We start from the raw sequence: 22,712 nt of genomic DNA, 5'->3' as shown, positions 1-22,712 counted from the left end.
ATGATTCTAATTATCGATGATGATATTTCTATCCGCGCTTCTCTCTCGTTCATGTTGAAGCGTGCCGGCTACGAAGTTGTGGCTGTGGCTTCTCCTAAAGAGGCTATCTCAACAATTCGTGATACAGCGCCTCAACTGATATTGATGGATATGAACTTTTCGCTGTCTACATCTGGAGATGAAGGCATAACACTGCTGAAACAGGTGAAACTGTTCAGAGAAGATGTGCCTATAATTCTGATGACGGCATGGGGAAGCATAGACCTCGCTGTAAAGGGAATGCGTGCGGGTGCTTTCGACTTTATCACCAAGCCATGGAATAATGCTTCACTGCTGCAAAGGATAGAGACGGCGTTAGAATTAAACTCTATCGACGGGTCTAAAGATACAAACAGTTCACATAACATAGACACAATACGTCAGAATAAGAATAATGACTTTGACCGCTCGTTTATAATAGGAAACAGCGATGGACTGAATCAAGTTCTTGATGTGGTGAAACGTGTGGCTAAGACTAATGCCTCAGTACTTATTACAGGTGAGAGCGGAACTGGCAAGGAACTTATCGCCGAGGCTCTGCACCGCAATAGTATGCGCATGGATAAGAACTTTGTAAAAGTTAATCTCGGTGGAATATCCCAGTCGCTTTTCGAGAGTGAAATGTTCGGTCATAAGAAGGGTGCCTTCACTGATGCCTCGGCCGACCGTATAGGACGTTTCGAACTAGCAGACAAAGGCACTATATTCCTAGATGAGATTGGCGATTTGGATATAGGCAGTCAGGTAAAACTGTTGCGTGTACTGCAAGATCAAACATTCGAGCCCCTTGGCGACAGTCATGCTCATAAGGTGGATGTGCGTGTGGTATCTGCCACAAATGCCGATCTCACCAAACGTATAGCCGAGCATTCTTTCAGAGAAGATCTGTTCTACCGCATCAATCTTATCACAGTACATCTGCCGGCTCTCAGAGACAGACGTGAGGACATTCCCCTGCTGGCAAAACATTTTGCGTACAAACAATGCGAAGTAAATAATATACCGCAAGTGGAATTCTCGCAAGATGCCATGACTCTGCTATCCCGACTGCCATACAGTGGCAATATACGCGAACTTAAGAATATTGTGGAGCGAACTATCATTATATGCGCCAAGAAAATACTTACGGCCGGTGACTTTGAACCACAGATAAATAGTTGTTCTGCTGCCAACGCCACTGTAAATAGCAACACTGCTGTGCACAGCGATGGACTTACTCTGGATGACATAGAGAGGCGTACGATCGTTGCTTCACTTAAAAAGCATAAGAATAATCTAAGTCATGTGGCATTCGACTTGGGACTAAGCAGGGCTGCATTATACAGAAGACTCGAAAAATATGATATAGACTATAAAAAATGAGACTGCGGGGCTGGTTTATAATACTCATCATCCTGCTGTGTTCAGCACTTACACTACTGATAACACAGACTTTTATTACGCAAAAGATTCTGTTCTACGCCACAGAATTACTTGTAGCAGTTATCATTGCCTATCTCTTTTTCTTCTACCGCAAGGTCATCAACCCTATTCGCGTGATAGGTAATGGTGTGGAACTGCTTAATGAACAGGACTTCAGTAGCAGACTGCGCCATGTGAATCAGAAAGATGCAGACCGCATTGTTGATGTGTTTAATCGCATGATTAAACAATTGAAGGACGAACGCCTGCATGTCAGAGAGACCAACCAGTTTCTTGATTTGCTGATTAATGCATCACCTCTGGGTGTAGTTATTGTAGACTTTGACGAACGTTTATCATCCATGAATCCGGCTGCAGAGAAGTTTTTGGGAGTTTCAACAGAAGCAACAAAAGGAAAGAAAATCAATGAAATAGACAGTCCCCTATCTGCAAACCTATCGTCGTTGAGTAAAGATTCGTCAAGTACATTCCAACTCAACGACTCGCATATATACCGTTGCAGCCGTTTATCATTTATCGACAGAGGTTATGCTCATCCCTTCTTCCTTATAGAGAGTCTCACCGAAGAGGTTATGGATGCCGAGAAGAAAGCTTACGAAAAAGTTATACGCATGATTGCACACGAGGTCAACAACACTACTGCCGGTGTTACATCCACACTCGACTCTTTATGCGACATGCTGAAAGACACCCCCGACTCTACCGACATACGCGATGTGATGTCTGCCTGCATAGAGCGCTGCTACTCAATGAGCAATTTTATAACCCGATTTGCGGATGTGGTGAAGATTCCACAGCCTCAACTTATGGTCAATGACCTCAATCAACTGGCCGACAACTGCATTCAGACAATGGAGACAAAATGTGCGGAGAACAATATACGTATACATAAGGATTTTGCCGATACACAAGTACTTGTTACTGTTGATGCAGAACTAATAGAGCAAGTGATAGTTAATATCATAAAGAACGCTGCAGAGAGCATCGGAGAAGAAGGTGACATCTATTGCAAGACTTCATCCTCGCCCGCTATACTTGAGATTGCAGATACAGGTGAGGGCATCTCAGAAGACACACAGAAGAAACTATTCAGTCCATTCTTTTCTACCAAACCCAACGGACAGGGTATCGGTCTTATATTCATACGCGAAGTACTGATCAAGCACCAGTGCCGTTTCTCGCTTAAGACTTATGCAGACGGCATTACCAGATTCAGAATAGAATTTGTAAAAATAAATAAATCCTGATACAACAAAAAGTCCCGTTTCTCACGAAGCAGGACTCTCTTTTAATTTAACCATTTAAATCAACATATTATAATAGTGCTAGAATTTTAATCTTCTAACAAAAACCTTTCTTATTTAGGCAGATTGAAGGCCTTCGTCATCTCAACCATTTGAGCATCACTCATTCCTTCCGGGTCTGCACCCATATTCTTAGCTGCGATATAAATAAGTGCACTCTTGTTAAGTACATCTACCTGATCGAAAGCAGCCATGATATCATTATCGATAGCAAATACACCATGTTTCTCCCACATAGCTACATCATAATCGTCCAACTGACGTACAGTCTCTTCTGCCAATTTTACGCTACTAGGCAATTCGTAAGGAATAATACCCAGTCCCTTAGGACAGAAAGCCTTTGTCTCAGGAATCATACTCCAAAGCAACTTTGTCAAAACATCTTTGCCCATGAATTTGCGTATGTGAGTCATCGCTATCAATTCTATTGGGTGAGTATGCAATGAAGCCTTAAAGGTAGAACCCTTTTCTATCAGATGATTATGCACCATAAGATGTGAAGGAAGTTCACTTGTAGGATTTACAGGATTGTCTGCAATGATAACATAACTTGCACAGTCGTCAAGAATACGGATTATGCTACCGTTATCCATAGGCCAGCGAGCCAAATCGCGCATACGCATTCCTGTACCTTTACAGAAGAAATATGTGCCTTTAAGATGTGGCAGAGTAACACCAATCTGTTTTACCTCGCTGATAGCGGGCATATTTTTGATTTCATCATCTACCAGGTCTGTAATATTAACAGTAATATTACCACCATTACGTTCTGCCCATCCTTTTTGCCAAAGGTATCCGGCAACCTCAGCTATCTTATCGACCTCTTTTTTAAGAGCCGGTCTTCCTTCTAGAATACTTTTCATCTTATTACATTAGTTTTTACGATGCAAAATTAGTATATATAATAATGTTACTACTACGTTATTTGATTTTTAATCTTCAAGTTTTGAGATTTTCTTTCTATCACTAAGATATTTGCTCATTAACAGAACCGCATGCAAGGTTCACTATACATCTGCAACTATTTCTGAAGCCCTGTCTAGAGCGATATTGATATGACTGCATATATTCTCCCTGCCTATCAACTGATCAAAGCCTGACTTATAAAGAGTTTCCTGCACCTTTGCATTTACTCCTGACAATACGATCTTAATGCCCTCTTTCTGACTCATTGTACATAGGTTCTTCAAATTATGTATTCCTGTAGAATCCACGAATGGCACCTTACGCATTCTTATTATTCGCACCTTGGGACGATCACCAAATGTGGCCATAATCTCTTCGAAACTATTTCCTGCTCCGAAAAAGTAAGGACCGTTTATCTCATATACTTCTACACCTTTAGGAATAGTTAAGTGCTCTATATTCGACGTATTTATATCCACCTCTTTATTAGGATCTATCTCGTCCATAATAACTTTCACATCGGTAGTCTCTGCCATACGGCGCATAAAGAGAAGACAGGCAATAATGAGTCCCACCTCGATGGCAACAGTAAGATCGAATATGATCGTGAGGAAGAATGTTATCAGAAGCACCGAGACATCACTCCAAGGATTATTCATCAGTTCTTTAAACGATCTCCATCCACACATGCCGTAAGATACGACCACCAGCACTCCTGCCAGACAAGCCATCGGTATATATTTGGCTAAAGGCATGAAGAAAAAAAATATCAATAACAACACTGCCGCATGCACTATACCGGCAATAGGAGTTTTGCCTCCATTATTGATATTGGTCATCGTACGAGCGATTGCCCCTGTAGCCGGTATTCCTCCAAAAAGAGGTGAAGCAAGGTTGGCTACTCCCTGAGCGATCAATTCTGTATTGGAATTATGATGCTCGCCTATTACGCCATCAGCTACAGTTGCAGACAGCAGCGACTCTATTGCTCCAAGTATGGCAATTGTCACAGCAGGCGAAACAAGGCCTTTTATAGTCTGCCACGTTATTTGTGGCACCTGAGCAGAAGGTAACTGATTGCTTATCGAAAATCTGTCTCCAATAGTCTCTATGCTATGTACACCAAGAAACTGTTTTAACAACAAGGCAGCGACAGTCATCAGTATTATTGCAATCAGCGAACCGGGTATCTTTTTACTTATACGGGGCATAACGATAATGATCAGCACACTCACAATACCTACCGTTGCACTCCATGGGTCTATTGTACTAAAATTTCGAATATAAGTAATCCATTTTTCAATAAAATCAGAAGGCATATTCTGAATTGAAAGTCCAAAGAGATCCTTCACCTGAGTTGTAAATATCGTTACAGCTATACCACTTGTAAAACCGACTACGATAGGATAAGGAATATACTTTATGATTGTACCAAGATGTAATATGCCAAACAGTATTAAGAATGCGCCGGCCATAAGTGTGGCGATGGTAAGTCCCTCTATACCGTATTGCTGTATGATTCCATATATGATCACGATGAACGCTCCTGTAGGTCCGCCTATCTGCACCTTACTTCCACCTAAAGCAGATATGATAACTCCCGCAACGATTGCTGTTATGATGCCCTTCTCAGGACTTACGCCCGAAGCAATTGCAAAGGCAATAGCCAAGGGTAGAGCAACAATGCCGACGATAACTCCCGAAAGTAAATCAGCTGCAAATATCTTACGATTATAGTTCTTTAGAGTTGATAATATGATCGGCTTAAATTCGAATAAATTCATATTTCTTTTTATGTGTTTCTTGAAAACGAGCTGCAAAGGTAAGCATAAAATCTTACACATCAAAACATATTTTAATATTTCTTAGCTATTAATGCGAGATACCCGTCAGCGCTTTAACAGCAAAGGCATAACAAAGAAGTTTTTTGATATTTTCGTTTTCTTGATTTGTTTGTTTTCTTCTTGTGCAAGAAGCGGTTTCCTCATCGTGAGGATGATTTTGTGCTTTCCATGGGGTTGGCTTTATTATCCGACAAAGGCGGTGTCGGCGAGCGCTTTGAAAGTTGTCTGCGGCAGTTGATCAGTCTGTCCGGCAGCGGCGGCGGCGCTTATTCTCATTGACAAGTGCAAAGGTACGGCAAATCTTGCAAACATCAAAATTTTGAGGGTACAAATCTACATTCGGCTATTCCACAACTTCAAAAACGCCCCTGAAACGCCGATGTATACAGGTGTTTCGGCGATACCACAAATTTCATTTTCGAGTTAACTAACTTGTTCTTTGGGAGCATGAAAAACTAAAAAGTCTCGGTCTCAAGTCTCAAACATGTAATTGAAGAAATTCCCTTAATAATCCTCTCCTAGCTTAATTATAATATATAATATTATTATATATTATAATTAAGCATAGGGAGGATTAATAATGGAAAATTGAAAAGTAACGTTTGTAACTTGTAACTTTTGTAACTTTTTAAACTTTCACGATGGACCAAGAACATGTTATCTTATGAAATATCACAACAAATAAGCGCACATTATTTCATGGAAAACATCTTTCAAGGATAATTATTTTGCAATATTTATGTAAATAAAATATCATGCTTTATACTTGCAAAAAGTAAAAGGTTAAAAAAGTCACAAGTTACAAACGTTACTTTTCACAACCATTACTATTCATTTGACAGCATACCTGCATGCAGTGGCAAAAGTTTGCAAATTTGCAATAAAAAAAAGCCCTATTTATTTTGTACTACGCTCGATTTTTATTAACTTTGCAACTATGAATAAAAGCATGCTAAAATCAGAAAAATGGAGTGAGAATGTTATTCTTATTGACGCAGATTACATAGACAGCGTAGCATTTGACCTCATTGTGAACTTTGAGAGGATGATAGGTCGCCGCATACCCAAAGCCGACATTGCACATTGGATAGACTGCATAGCTCTTGACGGAGGCCTACGCGAAGGTGATAATAAGATACAAGTAGTTTTCATTCACAATAAAGATAGTAAAAGTCTAAGCAACTTCACTCCTTGCAAATTCGAAGAAGAGATTGACGGGAAAGCCTTTAAAGACAAAATAGGCGAATTTATGATGAGTGCATTCCCTGTTGAAGATATTGTAGGAAAAGATGATTTTTTTGTAGATGCATTAGAGCTTATACTAAATGGCGAAGGCGTAAAAAGAGTTATGGTAATACCCGACCAAGACAAGACTTACGAAAAAGTACGCGTTGCGCTACATTATGCAAACGATGAAAAACGTATAACCCTGTTTGCCATGCAACCTATGCAAGGGGGCAATTTCCGCCAGGAGATACTTGGCTACTCACTTATGAGTGCACTTGGTATCAAGTCGGACGAAATAAAATAAGAAAATAATAATATATAATAATATGGGAAGAGTATTAGTTATCGGCGCCGGTGGCGTGGCTACAGTAGCCGCTGTAAAAATCGCCAAAAACACAGACGTGTTCACTGATATCATGATAGCAAGTCGCACAAAGTCAAAGTGCGACAAGATTGTAAAAGCTATCGGTAATCCTAACATCAAGACAGCACAGGTGGATGCTGATGATGTTGAACAACTTAAAAAACTTTTCAATGAGTTTAAACCTGAGTTGGTAGTCAATCTGGCATTGCCTTATCAGGACCTTACTATAATGGACGCTTGTCTTGCATGTGGCGTAAATTATCTGGATACAGCTAATTATGAGCCAAAAGACGAAGCGCATTTCGAATACAGTTGGCAATGGGCATACAAGAAACGTTTTGAGGACGCAGGTCTGACAGCCATTCTTGGTTGTGGCTTCGACCCCGGAGTAAGCGGCATCTTTACTGCATATGCTGCCAAGCATCACTTTGATGAGATACAATATCTTGACATAGTAGACTGCAACGCAGGAAACCACCACAAGGCTTTTGCCACCAACTTCAATCCGGAGATCAACATACGTGAGATCACTCAGAAAGGACGTTACTTCAAGGATGGCAAATGGGTTCAAACAGGTGCATTGGAGATACACAAAGACCTCACCTACCCTAACATTGGTCCAAAAGACAGTTACCTGATGTACCATGAAGAGTTGGAGAGCCTGACAAAGAATTTCCCAACAATAAAGCAAGCCAGATTCTGGATGACTTTCGGACAAGAGTATCTTACTCATCTACGTGTTATTCAGGACATCGGCATGGCCCGCATTGATCCTGTCGAATATAACGGTCAGCAGATCATCCCACTGCAATTCCTGAAGGCTGTACTGCCTAATCCTCAGGATTTGGGCGAGAACTATGAAGGCGAGACAAGCATCGGCTGTCGTATCCGCGGTATAAAAGACGGAAAAGAACATACATATTATGTATATAATAACTGCAAGCACCACGAAGCCTATCTGGAAACAGGAATGCAAGGTGTAAGCTACACCACAGGTGTGCCTGCAATGATTGGGGCTATGATGTTCTTCAAAGGACTATGGCGCAAAGCCGGAGTATGGAATGTAGAAGATTTCGATCCGGATCCATTCATGGAACAGCTCAACAAGCAAGGCTTGCCTTGGCATGAAGAATTCGACAAGAACTTAGAACTTTAAACTTAAAAAAAGTACAATGGCAAAGAAAGAAAACGAAGAAATGGCATCTGCAAGTGCTCAAGAAGGAAAGTTGAAAGCCCTGCAGGCTGCTATGTCTAAAATAGAAAAAGATTTCGGCAAGGGTTCTATTATGAAACTTGGCGATGAAAGTGTAGAGAAGGTGGATGTCATATCTACCGGCAGTATCGGATTGGATGCAGCTCTCGGTGTAGGTGGCTTGCCACGTGGCAGAGTAATTGAGATATACGGTCCGGAAAGTTCGGGTAAGACCACGCTGGCCATACATGCTATAGCAGAAGCTCAGAAAGCTGGTGGCATTGCTGCATTTATTGATGCAGAGCATGCCTTCGACAGATTCTATGCTGCAAAGTTAGGCGTGGATGTAGACAACCTGTGGATTTCTCAACCGGACAACGGTGAGCAGGCTCTGGAGATAGCCGACCAACTGATACGTTCGTCTGCTATTGACATATTAGTAGTAGACTCTGTTGCAGCACTAACGCCTAAAGCAGAGATTGAAGGCGATATGGGTGATAACAAGGTTGGCCTTCAGGCAAGACTGATGAGTCAGGCGCTCCGCAAGCTGACAGGAACAATAAGCAAGACTAACACAACATGTATTTTCATAAATCAATTACGTGAGAAGATTGGTGTGATGTTTGGTAATCCTGAGACAACGACCGGTGGTAATGCTCTTAAGTTCTACGCTAGTGTACGTCTGGATATCCGCCGTGTAACAAGCATCAAAGATGGAGATAACGTAATAGGAAACCTGGTACGTGTCAAGGTTGTAAAGAACAAGGTGGCACCTCCTTTCCGCAAGGCTGAATTTGAAATCACATTCGGAGAAGGCATCTCTAAGGTTGGTGAGATTGTAGATCTTGGTGTAGAATACAACATCATTCAGAAGAGTGGTTCATGGTTCTCTTACAACGGTACAAAGTTGGCTCAGGGGCGTGACGCTACCAAGACAACACTGAAAGACAATCCTGAACTTTGTGATGAATTGGAAGGACTTATTAAACAAGCCATATCAGATAAGGCGGTTTAATAACACCATTATATATATAGATCCCCTCATTCTAAGATAAGAGTGAGGGGATTTTATTTATAACCGCTATATATAATCTAATGCTTTTCTACTTTAAAAACTTTGCCCGACTTATTGAATTTGATGACAGTGCCATCATTATAAGCCCATAAAACACTTCCATTGTGCGATTCTACTACTTTATCAGCATCACCTTTAGCCATGGATACTTCACTCTTGCTCATCCCAATCACAGCCCTACCCGCCTGTATTGCTTTCCAATGAGCTTTTGAGATACCCTTTTTGCCTACAGATCCGCTACCGAAAAGATAATTATAATAATCCTCCTTATAACCATCAATATCGCCGGCAACATTCTCATTAACAAAGGTAACCTGCTTAGTATACAATTCGCCTGTTGCAGACGAACGGAGTGTCATTTTGACATAATTGGTATTACCATTAGGCTGAATACCCTTAATAATAAAATTAGAAAATTTGCGTATTGAGACGACCTTGTCTTGTTTATTAGTCATCTTTGTAGCGTATTTAGTATGAACACTACGACCCACATACTTAGCATACTCCCCGGGGGCTGACATGTTGGCACCAGCCAGTTCAAAAGCACCATAAAATGTATTGCGTACATTATCCATGATGAATTCATCATCGCGCATACCACTATTCGTTCTGCTGATAGCTACATTCTCAAAGAATTGGTTTCCGCTTGCATCCTCTACAATTATCTTAACAGGGAAACTACGTGTCCCTACTCCAACAGCTGCTACAGTAACTTCAGTATTCTTAGGTACAGTAACCTCCTCTACTGCATCCATTGTCGTATTAGAATCGATATAGTATAGATCTGCTTTAGTATACACCTTAGAACCTATCAATTTGGCACGTGCGATATCTACATCCCCCAAATAAGCTAAAGTAGGAACTCCAAGTTTACCATAACAATAGTCTTCAAAAGAACCATTAGGTATCTGATAATAATACATCTTATTATCATCCTGACATAAGAAATTAACATGCGCGTTTCCATCCGCAGCCAGACTGTGCCCCTTATATATCATTATCTTATAACGTAGAGAACCGTTACTGACCTCCTTGTTAGTAGACGCATCGATAAATGTATTTACGATCAAGTCATACCTTTCAGGGATAACCATAAATTTCATACCTTCCTGCCAATCACAAAGGCTATAAAACTTGAAATTGTCAGCCACAAAATCAGGCTCCCGGTCACTTTGACTATCAGTACCCGTGTATTCACCAGCAATTGTCACATTAGATTTAGTAGCTCCGTGAGTTTTAACAATATAGGAATTCTGAGCTATCACTGTATTGAAAACAAAAGCTATTCCCAATAAAAATAACACTCTTTTCATAATAATGGTCGTATTAATTTACTATTTGGCAAAGATAGTGTAAAATTTTGATTAATCGAAATGAATAATAAATAAAATGTCAAAATGACGTGCCAATAAGACAAAATTTCTATTCTGACCTTATTTTGGCATAAGCTTTGTTTGTTATTTCGTGATTGCGGGAACAAATACGCCCCCACGACAATAAAACTAAGATTAATAACAAAATAATAAAAATAAAATTATGGGAAAAATCATTGGAATAGACTTAGGTACTACAAACTCTTGTGTTGCCGTTTTTGAAGGTAACGAGCCGGTAGTAATCGCAAACAGCGAAGGCAAACGTACTACACCTTCTGTAATAGGTTTCGTTGAAGGTGGAGAGCGTAAGGTCGGTGATCCTGCAAAGCGTCAGGCTATCACTAACCCAAAGAACACTGTATACAGTATCAAACGTTTTATGGGCGAATCTTGGGATCAGACACAGAAAGAAGTAAAACGCGTTCCATTCAGCGTAGTAAACGAAGGTGGATATCCACGTGTTGATATCGACGGAAGAAAATATACTCCACAGGAAATTTCAGCTATGGTACTGCAGAAGATGAAAAAGACTGCAGAAGACTATCTAGGACAAGAAGTAACTGATGCTGTAATCACAGTGCCTGCATACTTCTCAGACTCTCAGCGTCAGGCTACTAAAGAAGCCGGACAGATTGCAGGTCTTAATGTTCGTCGTATTGTCAACGAGCCTACAGCTGCAGCTCTTGCTTATGGTGTAGACAAAGCTAATAAGGAAATGAAGATCGCAGTGTTCGACCTTGGTGGTGGTACATTCGATATATCTATTCTTGAATTTGGTGGTGGCGTATTCGAAGTTCTTTCTACTAATGGTGATACACACCTTGGTGGTGACGATTTCGACCAGGTAATCATCGACTGGCTTGTTCAGGAGTTCAAGAATGACGAAGGAGCAGACCTATCAAAGGATCCTATGGCAATGCAGCGTCTGAAAGAGGCAGCTGAAAAAGCAAAGATAGAGCTATCCAGTTCTACAAGCACAGAGATCAACCTGCCATACATCATGCCTGTAGGTGGTGTTCCAAAGCACTTGGTTAAGACTCTTACACGTGCTAAATTCGAGCAGTTGGCTCATGATTTGATACAAGCTTGTCTTGCACCTTGTCAGAAAGCCATATCAGATGCAAAACTTACAACAGCTGATATTGATGAAGTTATTCTAGTTGGTGGATCAAGCCGTATCCCTGCAGTACAGACATTGGTTAAGAACTACTTCGGCAAAGAGCCTTCTAAAGGTGTAAACCCAGACGAAGTTGTAGCAGTAGGTGCATCTATCCAAGGTGCCATCCTTAATAAAGAAGGTGGTGTAGGTGATATCGTATTATTGGATGTTACTCCTCTTACTCTCGGTATTGAGACAATGGGTGGTGTAATGACAAAACTTATCGACTCTAACTCTACAATTCCTTGCAAGAAGAGCGAAGTATTCTCTACAGCAGCTGATAACCAGACAGAAGTTACTATCCACGTACTACAGGGAGAGCGTCCAATGGCATCTCAGAATAAGAGCATTGGTCAGTTCAACCTTACAGGTATAGCTCCTGCACGCCGCGGAATTCCACAGATTGAAGTTACATTCGATATAGATGCCAACGGTATACTTAAAGTATCTGCCAAAGATAAGGCAACAGGTAAAGAGCAGGCCATCCGCATCGAGGCTTCTTCTGGCTTGAGCAAAGAAGAGATCGACCGCATGAAGGCTGAAGCAGACCAGAATGCAGACAACGATAAGAAAGAGCGTGAGAAGGTAGACAAGATGAACCAAGCTGACTCAATGATTTTCCAGACAGAGAATCAGTTGAAAGAAATTGGCGACAAGATACCGGCAGACAAGAAACCGGCTATCGAGCAAGCTCTACAGCAGCTGAAAGACGCTCATAAGAGTGGTGATGTTACAGCTATCGACACAGCCACAGCAGCTCTTAACGCAGCATGGCAGGAAGCCAGTGCACAGATGTATCAAGGTGGAGCTCAAGGAGCTCAGCAAGGTCCTGGCGCAGGTGCACAGGGTGATCCTAATGCAGGTGCAGGTCAGGCTCAAGGCAATGACAGTGCAAAGAGCGATGACAACATCCAGGATGCTGACTTCGAGGAAGTGAAATAATTGTTGATAATCAACAATAAGATAAAATAACAAAATAGGGTGTAACTCAAGTAGTTACACCCTATTTTCGTATAGTTAATAAAAGAGATCTATTTTGAGTGAAGATATTTCTTTTTTAATTGAGGTGAGAGTGGCTCTTTGGATGCTTCTACCAGCTTGCCATTAATCGTTTTGTAGTGAGTGCGGTATGAGTGATGTGTAAGTGGCTCTTTGGATACTTTCACCCACTTGCCATTTTTCTTTTCATAGGTAGTGCTGTATTTCTCATCCTTGTCTACAAGATTTATCTTGTTGCCTATATACTTAGGGCTAAACGACTTCTTGCATTCGGCATACTTTTTATCCATCATAGCCTGGAACTCAGCGTCTGTATACACCTTTCCATCTTTAATCTCAGGAATAATTTCAACAGTATTGATTGTTCTTGTCTTAACTTGCTTTACTTTGATCTTAAGAGGTTTCTGAGGATCATTGTTCACTTCAGTCTTAGGACTTGCAAAAACACAAAGTGCGAGCGCTACGAGTGGGATGAGATATAATGTCTTGCCATAGGCCCACTTGCTTGTATTTTTCTTCATCATCATGGTAATTCTATTTTTAATTAAACTATGTTTGAAATTATTCGCAAAGACGTAGGTTCCTGTCCCCAAAGCTTTACGGATTAATAATATCTGATATTCCTGTATATTAATCCCTGCGGTGAGCACATGGTTATCAGCCTCATATTCATGTACATCGCGAAGGCTATTGCCGAGGATGTAGACCAAGGGATTCCACCATTGCAACGTCTGCACAAAGGTGAGCAATAGGATGTCGAGCGAATGATGGCAGAGGATATGTCCCTGCTCATGAAGGATGATCTGATGACCATTCTCCTTGTAGTCCTCGTCATTGATCACAATACTCTTCATCCAACTGAAAGGCGAGACATCACCTGCATGACAGTAAATGGTGCAACCATCTTTCTCCTTACTCCACAGACTGCCCCGCTTCACCATGGTTTGCATGCGCACCATCTGCAGCAAGCGTACAAGCGCCATTACAGCCATTCCAAGAATCAAGAGACCGTGCAGCAACATGCTCCAGTCGAAGAATACTAATGGGCTCTGAGCAGCCATCTGAGTAGAACTATTAGATACTACTTGCCCTTCGTCGAATTGCACATATATCTGCCTTGTTGCTTCAGCTACAGGTTCACTGCCGATTGCCAATGCAGAGAAGTTGCATGCTGGCAGAACGAGCGAGAAAAAGAGGATACTGAGCAACATCATGCGGTTCATGCGGAAGAAGCTTTCCTTGCGGAGCATCAGCATGTAAGGCACATAGAGCATTGTCAATACCAAGGCCGACTTCAGTGAATAGATGAGTATATCATTCATAGCGTTTCCTCCTCTTTAATAGAAACTGATACGTCTTCATTATTGATGGTACTCAGCAAATCGGCAATCTCCTCATCGGATAGATTCTCCTCCTTCACAAAGAAGTTCAGCATGGAACGCAATGAGCCACCAAAGAAATCTTTCTTTACATCAGCCATGGCCTGTCGGGTGTATTCTGCACGTGTTACCTTAGCCTGATATATCTTGGCCTTGCCTTCTCCTTTCACCTTGAAATAATCCACATAACCCTTTTCTAGAAGCAGTTTCATATAAGTAGCCACCGTGGTATAAGCTGGCTTAGGTTCTGCGAAACGTTCAAGAATATCGTGAACAGTTGCCGAATGATTGATGTCCCAGAGAGCCGACATCACATCAAACTCTGCCTTTGTAAGTGTATTGCTTTTGTGCTTCATAGCGTTTTTTGTTTTACAGAAGCAAAGGTATGTCGAAATCAGTTTCGTGTCAAGTTTTTCATTTCTAAAACTTACGAAATAGAGTTAGTTTTAACAAATACTTTTCGTAATGCAACACATTTTAAGAAATATCCTATCGGTTAAAGCTAAAATACGGATTTATGATGAAGACCAACCAATAGCAGTAATTTTCAGAATGACTGCTTGCAATTTTTCACTTCTACTTGCTGCTAAATGTATTTATAGAGTTATGTGTTTGCTTTGGTTTTGATACTATCAAATCGTATTCAAAATGTTCACATGTTGCTATAACTGTGTGATAATCAATAGTGCTTACTTTCGAAGAAGAGGAATAATGGAAATAAGAAAGCCATGCAAGTTAATAATAACGGATCGGTTTATTGGTTGAGATTTGTATGCCTTTTCTTATTTTTTATTAGTATATTGTGAGGAATACAAGATAATTGAGAATGGAGTTGGTGTATAAGTTTTAAATAGCACCACTATTATTTTTCAATTATCAACCGCCCTACACATAGCGTTAAAATAGTACAAATCACGGCAAAATAAGAACAATTTATCACAAAAATTGCTATATTTGTTTCAGAATACAATAAACAAGACTTAATTAATTTAAAGAAAGGATTTATATGAAAAAGTTATCATTAACACGTTGCGTTTGGTCTTCAGTGTCTCAAGTGTAGATTTATCTTGGGGGAATGGATATACACTACAAAAACAGAAAATTTAATAACTAGCATTATGCATAAGTATATATATATTTTACTCTTATTTTTAGGTTTTCCACTTCATGCTTTGTGTCAAGCCAACAGCATGGAAGCTGAAATGCACATGCAAGGTAATTCACTTTCAAATGAGTTTCAGCCTTATGAGATTTGCGCTGATTTCAAGTATAATATCCTAAAACGTTTGTATGTGAAATGTGAATTTGAACATACCATTGCACTATTTAATATTAATGGTAATAAAGATTATTATACAAACAATATGTTGGGAGCCAAAATAGGTTATACTTTTCTAAGCATTTCTGATTTAAGCATGAGTGCCGCATGCGGCATTGGGGATAACTTGCAAAAAAATAATAATTGGAAGTATTCGTATTACGACGCAGGTATATATGCTTATATCGGACATTATATTATCAGACCATGCATTGGTGTGCTCTTAAGAAAATATGATTCACGCAATAGTAATTTTCACGATTATACAAGACTATTGATGTCATTAGGAGTCAACATCAAAATATAAGATACTCAGTCACAATCTAGTAGAAAGAAAACATATGTAATTACACAAAAAGATCGGATAAAACATTGTGAGTCGAAAATATTTAGACATCTTCTTAACCGACAAAAACGTGTAAACACACATAAATATCGGATAAAAACATGAAGATAGAAAGAAAATTACCTGAACAAGTTGATAGATCATCGCGATAACAGACGAATTAAGGTAATTATCGGTATTCGTCGTTGTGGCAAGTCAGTACTGTTTCTCGATATTTTCAGCAATTATCTTCGAGAGTCTTGCGTCAAAGAAGACCAAATTATCACCATGCGCCTTGACGAGCTATCCAATACTCGGTATCGCAACCCGATGGAACTTGATAAAGTACTACACCAATGGTTCATGTGAAGAGTTCTGCACATGAAAAAGGGATATTTGACTTCACAGTCATATATCCCTATGCGTCAATCTAGAAAAACAACCTTATATCTCTATGCGTCAATCTAGGAAACAACCTTAATTAATATTCTAAAACTTTTAATTCCAATATTTTATTGCATTACTTCAGGCCATCCTTCGGCAGTCCATTTCAATTCTCTTTTCACAAGATGCGGCATTCCATTGTCATGTATTTCATAACCGTGAGCAAAAAGATATGTATGTCCGGCGAAATCGTAGACAGAACAGTGACCTACTGCAGAATACGTCTTATGATCACCCTCTAATAGTATGCTACCTCCGCCTTGCAACATATCCTTACCGTCTCTGTCAAGATACGGACCTTTTATATTTACTGAACGACCTATGGCTATTTTATAGTTGCTTTTCAATCCTCTGCAACAATAGTCGAACGATACAAAAAGATAATAATATCCACTACGATGATAGATGAACGGAGCCTCAACGGCATCATCCCCTGGCAGACTGTCTGGTAGAATATTATTCATTCTCTTGCACAGAGAATACCATTCTTCAGGCTTTGCCACAGCATTCATATCGGCAGTAAGTCTGACTAGTTTAATACCGTTCCAAAATGATCCAAACGTCATCCATGGAGTACCTTCTCCATCTATGATGACATTCGGATCTATGGCATTCCATTCGTTCCTGCCGGGAACAGAATTGACGATACATCCTTTGTCTTCCCATTTATAGCGTGCATCAGATGGATTCAGGGTGACATTCTCTGCATGGCCTATGGCTGAACGGTTTTTACCAAATGTAGAACAACTGTAAAACAGATGATACTTACCCTGATAGAATATGATATCGGGCGCCCACGTATGTCCTTTGTATCCAGGGACCATTTTCATTGCCCACTGTGGTGCGGCATCAAACACAGAAGGTTCATCGCGCCATTTGTTCAAGTCGGCAGATGAATACACCTGTATTCCCAGACCTGTACAATATATATAATATCGGCTACCATCATAAGCCAGCACAGGATCATGCACAAATGGTGATGTAATACCGTCGGCAGCTTTCACTGTCATAAAACAAGAAAGCAAAACGGTATAAAAAGTAAATAGTCTCAATTTCATTCTTCTGTCTTTAAAATAAGTATTTCAAACTTTATATTAGTTTACTTTCTTACCCCAATATGTCTTTTTACCATTATAGCCTGCATAGACGATAGTAGCCTTACGGGGAGATGCCTCCCAGTCTACTTCACGCTGCAGATACAACTTAACTCCATTGGCGGTAAGCACTTTATTGGTGGCATCATAGCTCCATGTTGCACCTTGCCATGTTCCTGCTGTAATGGTATGATTGGCAGCTAAATTCATCGTAATTGCTACATCCTGTTTAGCATAATTATAGCTCAGATCGATATGTTCCCAATTGCCTACAAGTTCGCTCTCAGTGATCGCCGGCTGTGGTACTGCACCATAACGCTCAGGCATCACGACAGGCCAGCCATCGTCAGTCCAGCGAATGCTGCGCACCTGTCCCATCATAATAGCATTGCTATATGCGTTTCCACCTACATTAGCCGGAAATCTGCCCTGTGAAGAGAAGAACCAGTTGCCATTACCGTCATCGAAGACAGCACAATGGGATATGCCTACCCATCCATAACCCTTTGAGAACTTATACGGATGTGTAACTATAGGGTATGCATCACCTCCGTTATTGGTAACATCCGTGCCATCTATACCCACGTAAGGGCCATCGATATTCGTGGAACGTACAACTCGGGTATTATAAGCCACAGACAGTTCATCATAAGCCATAAACATATAATAATAACCATTATGATATACAACCTCAGGAGCCTCTGAAGCCTGCCAGCGATTACCCATTTGACGAGTATTAATCAATTTGCCATAAGCTGAAATATCTGTGCCCCATGGATTCCCCAATGTCTTAAGCGGCATACCGGTAGAGGCGTTAAGTTGAACGGCCGCGAAACCAGAATGCCATGAACCATAAGCCAACCAATGTTCACCACTTGGTGTGATGATATATGACGGGTCTATGGCATTATATTTGAAATAGCAGTTTGCCCAGTCATTAGACTTTACATTAAAATTTAGTTCTTTATCTGATACGTTTGTAATCACATATCCTTTATCCACCCAACTGCTTACATTGGCTGGTGTACTAGTCTCCATCAGACCAATGAAAGCACGCTCAGACCACGTATTATCACCATTGATTGTGCCGGGAACTGTGATAACATAATACATTCGATACAGATTGGCACTGACACGACGTACACAAGGAGCCCAGAAACCGAACTGCGTTTCATCACTGAAATTGACAGTGCTGGCTGATAGCCCCATATTAGAGCGAATCTCATTTAGTTTGGTCTTAACCCATGCAGGTAGTTTTGACATTGTAGCACCCATAAACTCCCAGTCTACAAGGTTTTTAGAACGACGACAGAAAAAATGTCCATGTCCTATATGTGCATTACCATAAGATGCATCAGTCTGATAAATATAGTAGTAACCGTCATCTGCTTTCATCACAGACGGATCATGAACATTAGCAAGATTCCATTTACTACGATTGTCCCAACTTGCAATAGACGTATAGTCATCATTATATGTTGGTGCAACATAACTTGCCAACTGCTCATCAGATCCACTTGGCGGTGTAGGTGTGGGCTTACTAACGTCTTCAGTAGCGTCGCCACCTGAGCAGCCTATAGCAAATAGGCTGCTCAATGACAACAATATTATATTCAGATATTTCATTCTATATCATCCTTTATGATAAAAAGCGCTTTTACTTGATGCAGTTGATTTGAATACCAAATGGCAACTGTCGATGGTAAATGCAAAGCACAAATCATTTACATCAATGGTGTTCACGCCTAGATAGTACTGTACGTAAGTCTTTCCGTTGGTTCCTTTCATAACAGCCTGCACATCTGCGGTGCCATTGTTACAGTTGGTGACATAAACGGTGACATTTGCTCCGTTCATCGCCGCTAGCCATGATGCCCAGTCTGCTTGTCCGCCACTGTTTCTTGATGCTGCATATCCGTCGCCCCAACCATAGTTGTCTGAACGCACCACTGCATATTCTTTGTTAACTGAATTGCGAAGTATTGTTACGAAATTATTCCAGTTGCCTGCCATACTGCTGTAATTGGTGAATGATACAACATAAGTTTTACCGGCTGGAACTTTAATGTTATCCGTAAATACAGACCACCATGCGCCAGTATTGTCGGTTGCTCCAAGGTTACTAGGATTTGGAGTTACAAATGCAGACTCTGATTCAGATACCGATACAGAAACATTATCAGTCTTACCATTTGCAGTACTAACTGTAACGTTGTAAGTACCGGCTGAAGCTGGGACAGAAGAGAACTTAAGTTTGGAATTATCAATTACCGCTGAGCTTCCGTCTGCATAAGTTGCAGTGACTTCCATACCAGTAGGGTCAAAAGCCAAAGTGCGATCTGTAAGACCACTTGTTGCGGCAGAATTGAAGAAGTAATAATGACTTCTGGTCGGCGCCGTTGTAATCTTTATGGATGCAATACTGTTAACGACATTGAACTTGGCATAGGCAATAATAGGCTTGGCTGCATTCTCGCCTTTGAAAGTCTTGTTGTATATAACTACAAGATTTTTCTCTCCAGGGACATCCATGTCTGGAATAGCAGAGATATAAAGTTCTGAAGCAGGGATGACCTTCTTCACACCTTCCTCATAAGTAACTTCAGCAGAGATATTTGACATTGCCTTGTCAAGTGCTGTGCCTCGTGTGACTTCATCAGGTACATTCTGAAGTACCATAGATACAGGAGCCTTATCCTTAGCAGATGTAAGTCCACCTATAGGAACAATATTGGTCTGTAGGAAATCAATGTAAGAACCCTCTGGCACGAGGAAGCAACGGATGTTAGTATCAGAAGCATCGGCATTGAGATTAGGTAGCTTATAAGGTTGCTCGTAAGTCTTAGTAACTGTACCGTTAGTGATTTTTATTTTAAAAGCATTGCTACTTGTACGGTCAACTGTAATAGTTACCTTGCCACCTAGCTTCTGTACGTTTGCATCTTTATTGTTGGCATCAGGAGCTAGCAACTGTGTACTGTTGGTATACTTGAAATATAGATATTTACCCCACTGCGAATTATACTTGGCAGAATCACCGGTAGCATCAAAACGGTAAGCACCATATTCCTGATATCCGGCACCCCCGCGGTCAACATCATTTGTGATGATAATGGCAAAGTTCTTATAATAAGTGTCATCACTAGAGTTAAGGTTGAGGTTTAACACAGCATTCCACTTTTGTCCGTTTGGTACAACGTAATATTTAGAGAAGCTAGACCACCATCCTGAAGTATAGTCACTCTTGCCGATAGTGTACACATCCTCCTGCATACCAACCAACACCTCTTCATTCGATTTCTTAGAATTTTCTATTGAGTCTATTTTCTGGGAAATCCAGGAAGGAGAATTCACACCGTACAAGTCGCCGCCCTCGCAACTGGTAATAGCCAGTATTCCAAATGCAGCACCACATAAAATGGATGCTATTTTATTTAGATGTTTCATAATCTTTTATAGATAAATGTATTGTATTATTTCTATTTGCTTAGACTTACCACCGGATGTATTGTCCAACCCTTCTGACTGAAGTAGACAGAGTTATCTGTTCCATCATTAGCGGAATTACCCTTAAGATTAGGATTATTATTAAGCAAACCTTGATAAATAGGCAGGAACTCATGTCCCTGAACATATGAATCGTAAGAACTCTTCAGTTCTGGATCATTAGCTATATTAGAATAGCTAACAGGATCTTTTGCATGGTGGATAGAACGGCGGAAAGTACCGTGTTCTTTTAACTGATGCAAACGGTCGGCACTGTAGAAGAAGCCCCAGCGCAAGAGGTCGAAACCACGTCCGAACTCACAACCGAACTCCTTTGGACGTTCAACATTAGCAATCTGCTCGAACAACTTATCGGCTGTTGGGAAATCAGCAAGTTTTAAGTCGGCAAGCTTTGCACGTTCACGAACCTGATTAATCCAGTCGATAGCCTGCTGTGTAGGACCGTTTACTTCATTTTCACATTCAGCAGCACGAAGCAACACATCTGAGTAGCGCATCATACGCAGATTTATACCATCATGCAAACCAGTTACCACCTTGTTATATAGACCTGTACGCATGTTTGTAAACTTAGCGATAGGCAGACCTCCGTTGTTATTGTTTGTTACTACTGTGTCTGCAGCGGTGAGTTTAGATGTATAACATGTATTGCCATATTCAAAACCTTCCCAATCTGACTCATAAGTACCAATAGTCCAATATAAACGCGGATCAAGTTTACCGGCTGTTGTACGCTCACCCTTGAAAAGCTGATACAACCATGGTGAAGCAGATATATCAGCCCAACCACCATAAGCACCGGGGCCGAAGTTACTTTCTATAGCAGAACCCTGTGTAGCATAAGCACTAGTGTTTACAGGTGTCCACTCATCATCAGTGCCCTGTGAACCATAATCAAGGAACTGTACCTCAAACAGACTCTCGGCATTATTCTCATATTCAGGACCTTCACGGAAATTATCACCATAGTTTGCCATTAGCTTATATGTGCCGTATTTCTTGGCGATGATGTCCTTAAGTACTGCAAGAGCATCGCTATACTTATGGCGCTGCATAAGAGCACGGGCATAATATCCGGCAGCTGCACCACATGTAGCACGACCACCAGCCCATTGTCCGCCTTCATCACGTGAAGGAAGTAAAGTAATAGCCTCCTGAAAATCTTTTTCTACCTGATCAAGAACTCCATCGAAAGTGCTATTAGCGCCATAAAGACCTTCAAGCGTAGAGTAATCTTTATAGTCTGTTATAAGTGGTGGATTCTGATAATATCCGGCAAGGTTATAGTATGACAACCCACGAAGGAACAGCACCTGTCCCTTGATGCGGCGCATAGCCTCTGAGAGTTGGGTATCATCACTGTTGCAACGTGAAAGAACGAAATTGCATACATTGACAGTGTAATACCATTCACGCCAAGACCATGAACCTATTTCATCAGTAATAGACTCGTTAAGGTCGTCGAAAGGCAGATACCAAACCTGTGAAGAGTTCCAAGCTTCATCACCACGGCATACATCGATAGTGTAGCCCACACGAGCATAAGAACCTTCCATACGAATGTGGTTATAAGCAGCCACTACGCTTTCTTGTAAATCATCGGCTGTATTGCCAAATGTACCTGTTGTTTGCTGGTTTGGATTCATCAATTCCAGCTTATCATTGCACGATGTAAGCGTGCCTAGACCCAACAAAAGGGTCAGTGAAATTTTATATAGTTTCATATTGAAAATCCATATTA

The 22,712-nt window shown here is 40.8% G+C and carries 17 protein-coding genes; 8 read left to right on the top strand and 9 right to left on the bottom strand.

What is annotated here, in order from left to right; genetic code table 11:
- Both XYLOR_RS00220 and XYLOR_RS00215 read left to right on the top strand, forming a co-directional pair.
- A complete protein-coding gene (locus tag XYLOR_RS00220; RefSeq protein WP_036875901.1) occupies positions 1–1,401 on the top strand; it encodes a sigma-54-dependent transcriptional regulator in 1,401 nt (466 codons plus the stop codon).
- Complete coding sequence (locus XYLOR_RS00215) at positions 1,398–2,708, top strand: sensor histidine kinase (RefSeq protein WP_036875899.1); 1,311 nt, start codon at positions 1,398–1,400, stop codon at positions 2,706–2,708. The genes XYLOR_RS00220 and XYLOR_RS00215 overlap by 4 nt, the downstream gene beginning before the upstream one ends.
- A 110-nt stretch (positions 2,709–2,818) precedes the next feature.
- On the opposite strand, the gene rhaD is transcribed toward XYLOR_RS00215, so the two are convergent.
- On the bottom strand, positions 2,819–3,628 hold the full coding sequence (gene rhaD / locus XYLOR_RS00210; protein ID WP_036875897.1) for a rhamnulose-1-phosphate aldolase: 810 nt from the start codon (positions 3,626–3,628) through the stop codon (positions 2,819–2,821).
- Positions 3,629–3,772: 144 nt separating this feature from the next.
- Positions 3,773–5,455 carry a SulP family inorganic anion transporter gene (locus tag XYLOR_RS00205; protein WP_036875894.1) on the bottom strand — a complete coding sequence of 561 codons (1,683 nt, stop codon included), beginning with the start codon at positions 5,453–5,455 and terminating at the stop codon, positions 3,773–3,775.
- Positions 5,456–6,452: 997 nt separating this feature from the next.
- Here XYLOR_RS00205 and XYLOR_RS00200 point away from each other — a divergent pair.
- The 3 genes from XYLOR_RS00200 to recA are packed head-to-tail and all read left to right on the top strand — an operon-like array spanning position 6,453 to position 9,313.
- On the top strand, positions 6,453–7,046 hold the full coding sequence (locus tag XYLOR_RS00200; protein ID WP_036875891.1) for a DUF6621 family protein: 594 nt from the start codon (positions 6,453–6,455) through the stop codon (positions 7,044–7,046).
- A gap of 22 nt (positions 7,047–7,068) precedes the next feature.
- On the top strand, positions 7,069–8,262 hold the full coding sequence (locus XYLOR_RS00195) for a saccharopine dehydrogenase family protein (RefSeq protein WP_036875888.1): 1,194 nt from the start codon (positions 7,069–7,071) through the stop codon (positions 8,260–8,262).
- 16 nt (positions 8,263–8,278) lie between these two features.
- Positions 8,279–9,313 carry a recombinase RecA gene (gene recA / locus XYLOR_RS00190; RefSeq protein WP_036875885.1) on the top strand — a complete coding sequence of 345 codons (1,035 nt, stop codon included), beginning with the start codon at positions 8,279–8,281 and terminating at the stop codon, positions 9,311–9,313.
- A gap of 77 nt (positions 9,314–9,390) precedes the next feature.
- Here the strand turns inward: recA and XYLOR_RS00185 are convergent, their stop codons facing one another.
- Positions 9,391–10,686, bottom strand: coding sequence for a hypothetical protein (locus tag XYLOR_RS00185; RefSeq protein ID WP_051508799.1), 1,296 nt, complete (start codon positions 10,684–10,686; stop codon positions 9,391–9,393).
- 223 nt (positions 10,687–10,909) lie between these two features.
- Here XYLOR_RS00185 and dnaK point away from each other — a divergent pair, with 223 nt between their 5' ends.
- Positions 10,910–12,847: a molecular chaperone DnaK gene (dnaK, locus tag XYLOR_RS00180; RefSeq protein WP_036875882.1), complete on the top strand. Its 1,938-nt coding sequence runs from the start codon at positions 10,910–10,912 to the stop codon at positions 12,845–12,847.
- Positions 12,848–12,936: 89 nt separating this feature from the next.
- On the opposite strand, the gene XYLOR_RS00175 is transcribed toward dnaK, so the two are convergent.
- Positions 12,937–14,226 (bottom strand): M56 family metallopeptidase, encoded by a 1,290-nt coding sequence (locus XYLOR_RS00175; protein WP_084608488.1) that lies wholly within the window; start codon positions 14,224–14,226, stop codon positions 12,937–12,939.
- Positions 14,223–14,639, bottom strand: coding sequence for a BlaI/MecI/CopY family transcriptional regulator (locus XYLOR_RS00170; RefSeq protein WP_036875879.1), 417 nt, complete (start codon positions 14,637–14,639; stop codon positions 14,223–14,225). The genes XYLOR_RS00175 and XYLOR_RS00170 overlap by 4 nt, the downstream gene beginning before the upstream one ends.
- Positions 14,640–15,401: 762 nt before the next feature.
- On the opposite strand from XYLOR_RS00170, the gene XYLOR_RS00165 reads away from it, so the two are divergent.
- The gene (locus XYLOR_RS00165; RefSeq protein ID WP_154655632.1) at positions 15,402–15,908 is read left to right on the top strand and encodes a hypothetical protein; all 507 of its coding nucleotides are present in this window, start codon (positions 15,402–15,404) and stop codon (positions 15,906–15,908) included.
- Between the two features lie 171 nt (positions 15,909–16,079).
- A complete protein-coding gene (locus tag XYLOR_RS13510; protein WP_169730538.1) occupies positions 16,080–16,295 on the top strand; it encodes an AAA family ATPase in 216 nt (71 codons plus the stop codon).
- A gap of 143 nt (positions 16,296–16,438) precedes the next feature.
- Here XYLOR_RS13510 and XYLOR_RS00160 read toward each other — a convergent pair whose 3' ends face one another.
- From XYLOR_RS00160 to XYLOR_RS00145, 4 genes are read right to left on the bottom strand one after another with little or no spacing between them, the layout of a single operon-like run.
- Complete coding sequence (locus XYLOR_RS00160; protein WP_036875877.1) at positions 16,439–17,428, bottom strand: arabinan endo-1,5-alpha-L-arabinosidase; 990 nt, start codon at positions 17,426–17,428, stop codon at positions 16,439–16,441.
- A gap of 36 nt (positions 17,429–17,464) precedes the next feature.
- The gene (locus XYLOR_RS00155; protein ID WP_036875875.1) at positions 17,465–19,090 is read right to left on the bottom strand and encodes an arabinan endo-1,5-alpha-L-arabinosidase; all 1,626 of its coding nucleotides are present in this window, start codon (positions 19,088–19,090) and stop codon (positions 17,465–17,467) included.
- 6 nt (positions 19,091–19,096) lie between these two features.
- Positions 19,097–20,911: a hypothetical protein gene (locus XYLOR_RS00150; protein WP_036875873.1), complete on the bottom strand. Its 1,815-nt coding sequence runs from the start codon at positions 20,909–20,911 to the stop codon at positions 19,097–19,099.
- Positions 20,912–20,943: 32 nt separating this feature from the next.
- The gene (locus XYLOR_RS00145) at positions 20,944–22,695 is read right to left on the bottom strand and encodes a RagB/SusD family nutrient uptake outer membrane protein (protein ID WP_036875871.1); all 1,752 of its coding nucleotides are present in this window, start codon (positions 22,693–22,695) and stop codon (positions 20,944–20,946) included.
- Positions 22,696–22,712: the final 17 nt, after the last annotated feature.

Origin of the sequence: Xylanibacter oryzae DSM 17970, assembly GCF_000585355.1 — a bacterium.
GTDB lineage: Bacteria > Bacteroidota > Bacteroidia > Bacteroidales > Bacteroidaceae > Prevotella > Prevotella oryzae.
Note: the sequence above shows the minus strand (reverse complement) of the source record. Positions and strands in the feature narration are given on the sequence as shown.

Bases quoted from the DNA above. Each gene is read 5' to 3' on its own strand.
- XYLOR_RS00215 (WP_036875899.1), top strand. From the start codon at position 1,398: ATGAGACTGCGGGGCTGGTTTATAATACTCATCATCCTGCTGTGTTCA.
- XYLOR_RS00220 (WP_036875901.1), top strand. From the start codon at position 1: ATGATTCTAATTATCGATGATGATATTTCTATCCGCGCTTCTCTCTCG.
- XYLOR_RS00185 (WP_051508799.1), bottom strand. From the start codon at position 10,686: ATGAAAAGAGTGTTATTTTTATTGGGAATAGCTTTTGTTTTCAATACA.
- XYLOR_RS00165 (WP_154655632.1), top strand. From the start codon at position 15,402: ATGCATAAGTATATATATATTTTACTCTTATTTTTAGGTTTTCCACTT.
- XYLOR_RS00200 (WP_036875891.1), top strand. From the start codon at position 6,453: ATGAATAAAAGCATGCTAAAATCAGAAAAATGGAGTGAGAATGTTATT.
- XYLOR_RS00155 (WP_036875875.1), bottom strand. From the start codon at position 19,090: ATGAAATATCTGAATATAATATTGTTGTCATTGAGCAGCCTATTTGCT.
- recA (WP_036875885.1), top strand. From the start codon at position 8,279: ATGGCAAAGAAAGAAAACGAAGAAATGGCATCTGCAAGTGCTCAAGAA.
- XYLOR_RS00145 (WP_036875871.1), bottom strand. From the start codon at position 22,695: ATGAAACTATATAAAATTTCACTGACCCTTTTGTTGGGTCTAGGCACG.
- rhaD (WP_036875897.1), bottom strand. From the start codon at position 3,628: ATGAAAAGTATTCTAGAAGGAAGACCGGCTCTTAAAAAAGAGGTCGAT.
- XYLOR_RS00170 (WP_036875879.1), bottom strand. From the start codon at position 14,639: ATGAAGCACAAAAGCAATACACTTACAAAGGCAGAGTTTGATGTGATG.
- dnaK (WP_036875882.1), top strand. From the start codon at position 10,910: ATGGGAAAAATCATTGGAATAGACTTAGGTACTACAAACTCTTGTGTT.
- XYLOR_RS00160 (WP_036875877.1), bottom strand. From the start codon at position 17,428: ATGAAATTGAGACTATTTACTTTTTATACCGTTTTGCTTTCTTGTTTT.
- XYLOR_RS00175 (WP_084608488.1), bottom strand. From the start codon at position 14,226: ATGAATGATATACTCATCTATTCACTGAAGTCGGCCTTGGTATTGACA.
- XYLOR_RS00205 (WP_036875894.1), bottom strand. From the start codon at position 5,455: ATGAATTTATTCGAATTTAAGCCGATCATATTATCAACTCTAAAGAAC.
- XYLOR_RS00195 (WP_036875888.1), top strand. From the start codon at position 7,069: ATGGGAAGAGTATTAGTTATCGGCGCCGGTGGCGTGGCTACAGTAGCC.
- XYLOR_RS00150 (WP_036875873.1), bottom strand. From the start codon at position 20,911: ATGAAACATCTAAATAAAATAGCATCCATTTTATGTGGTGCTGCATTT.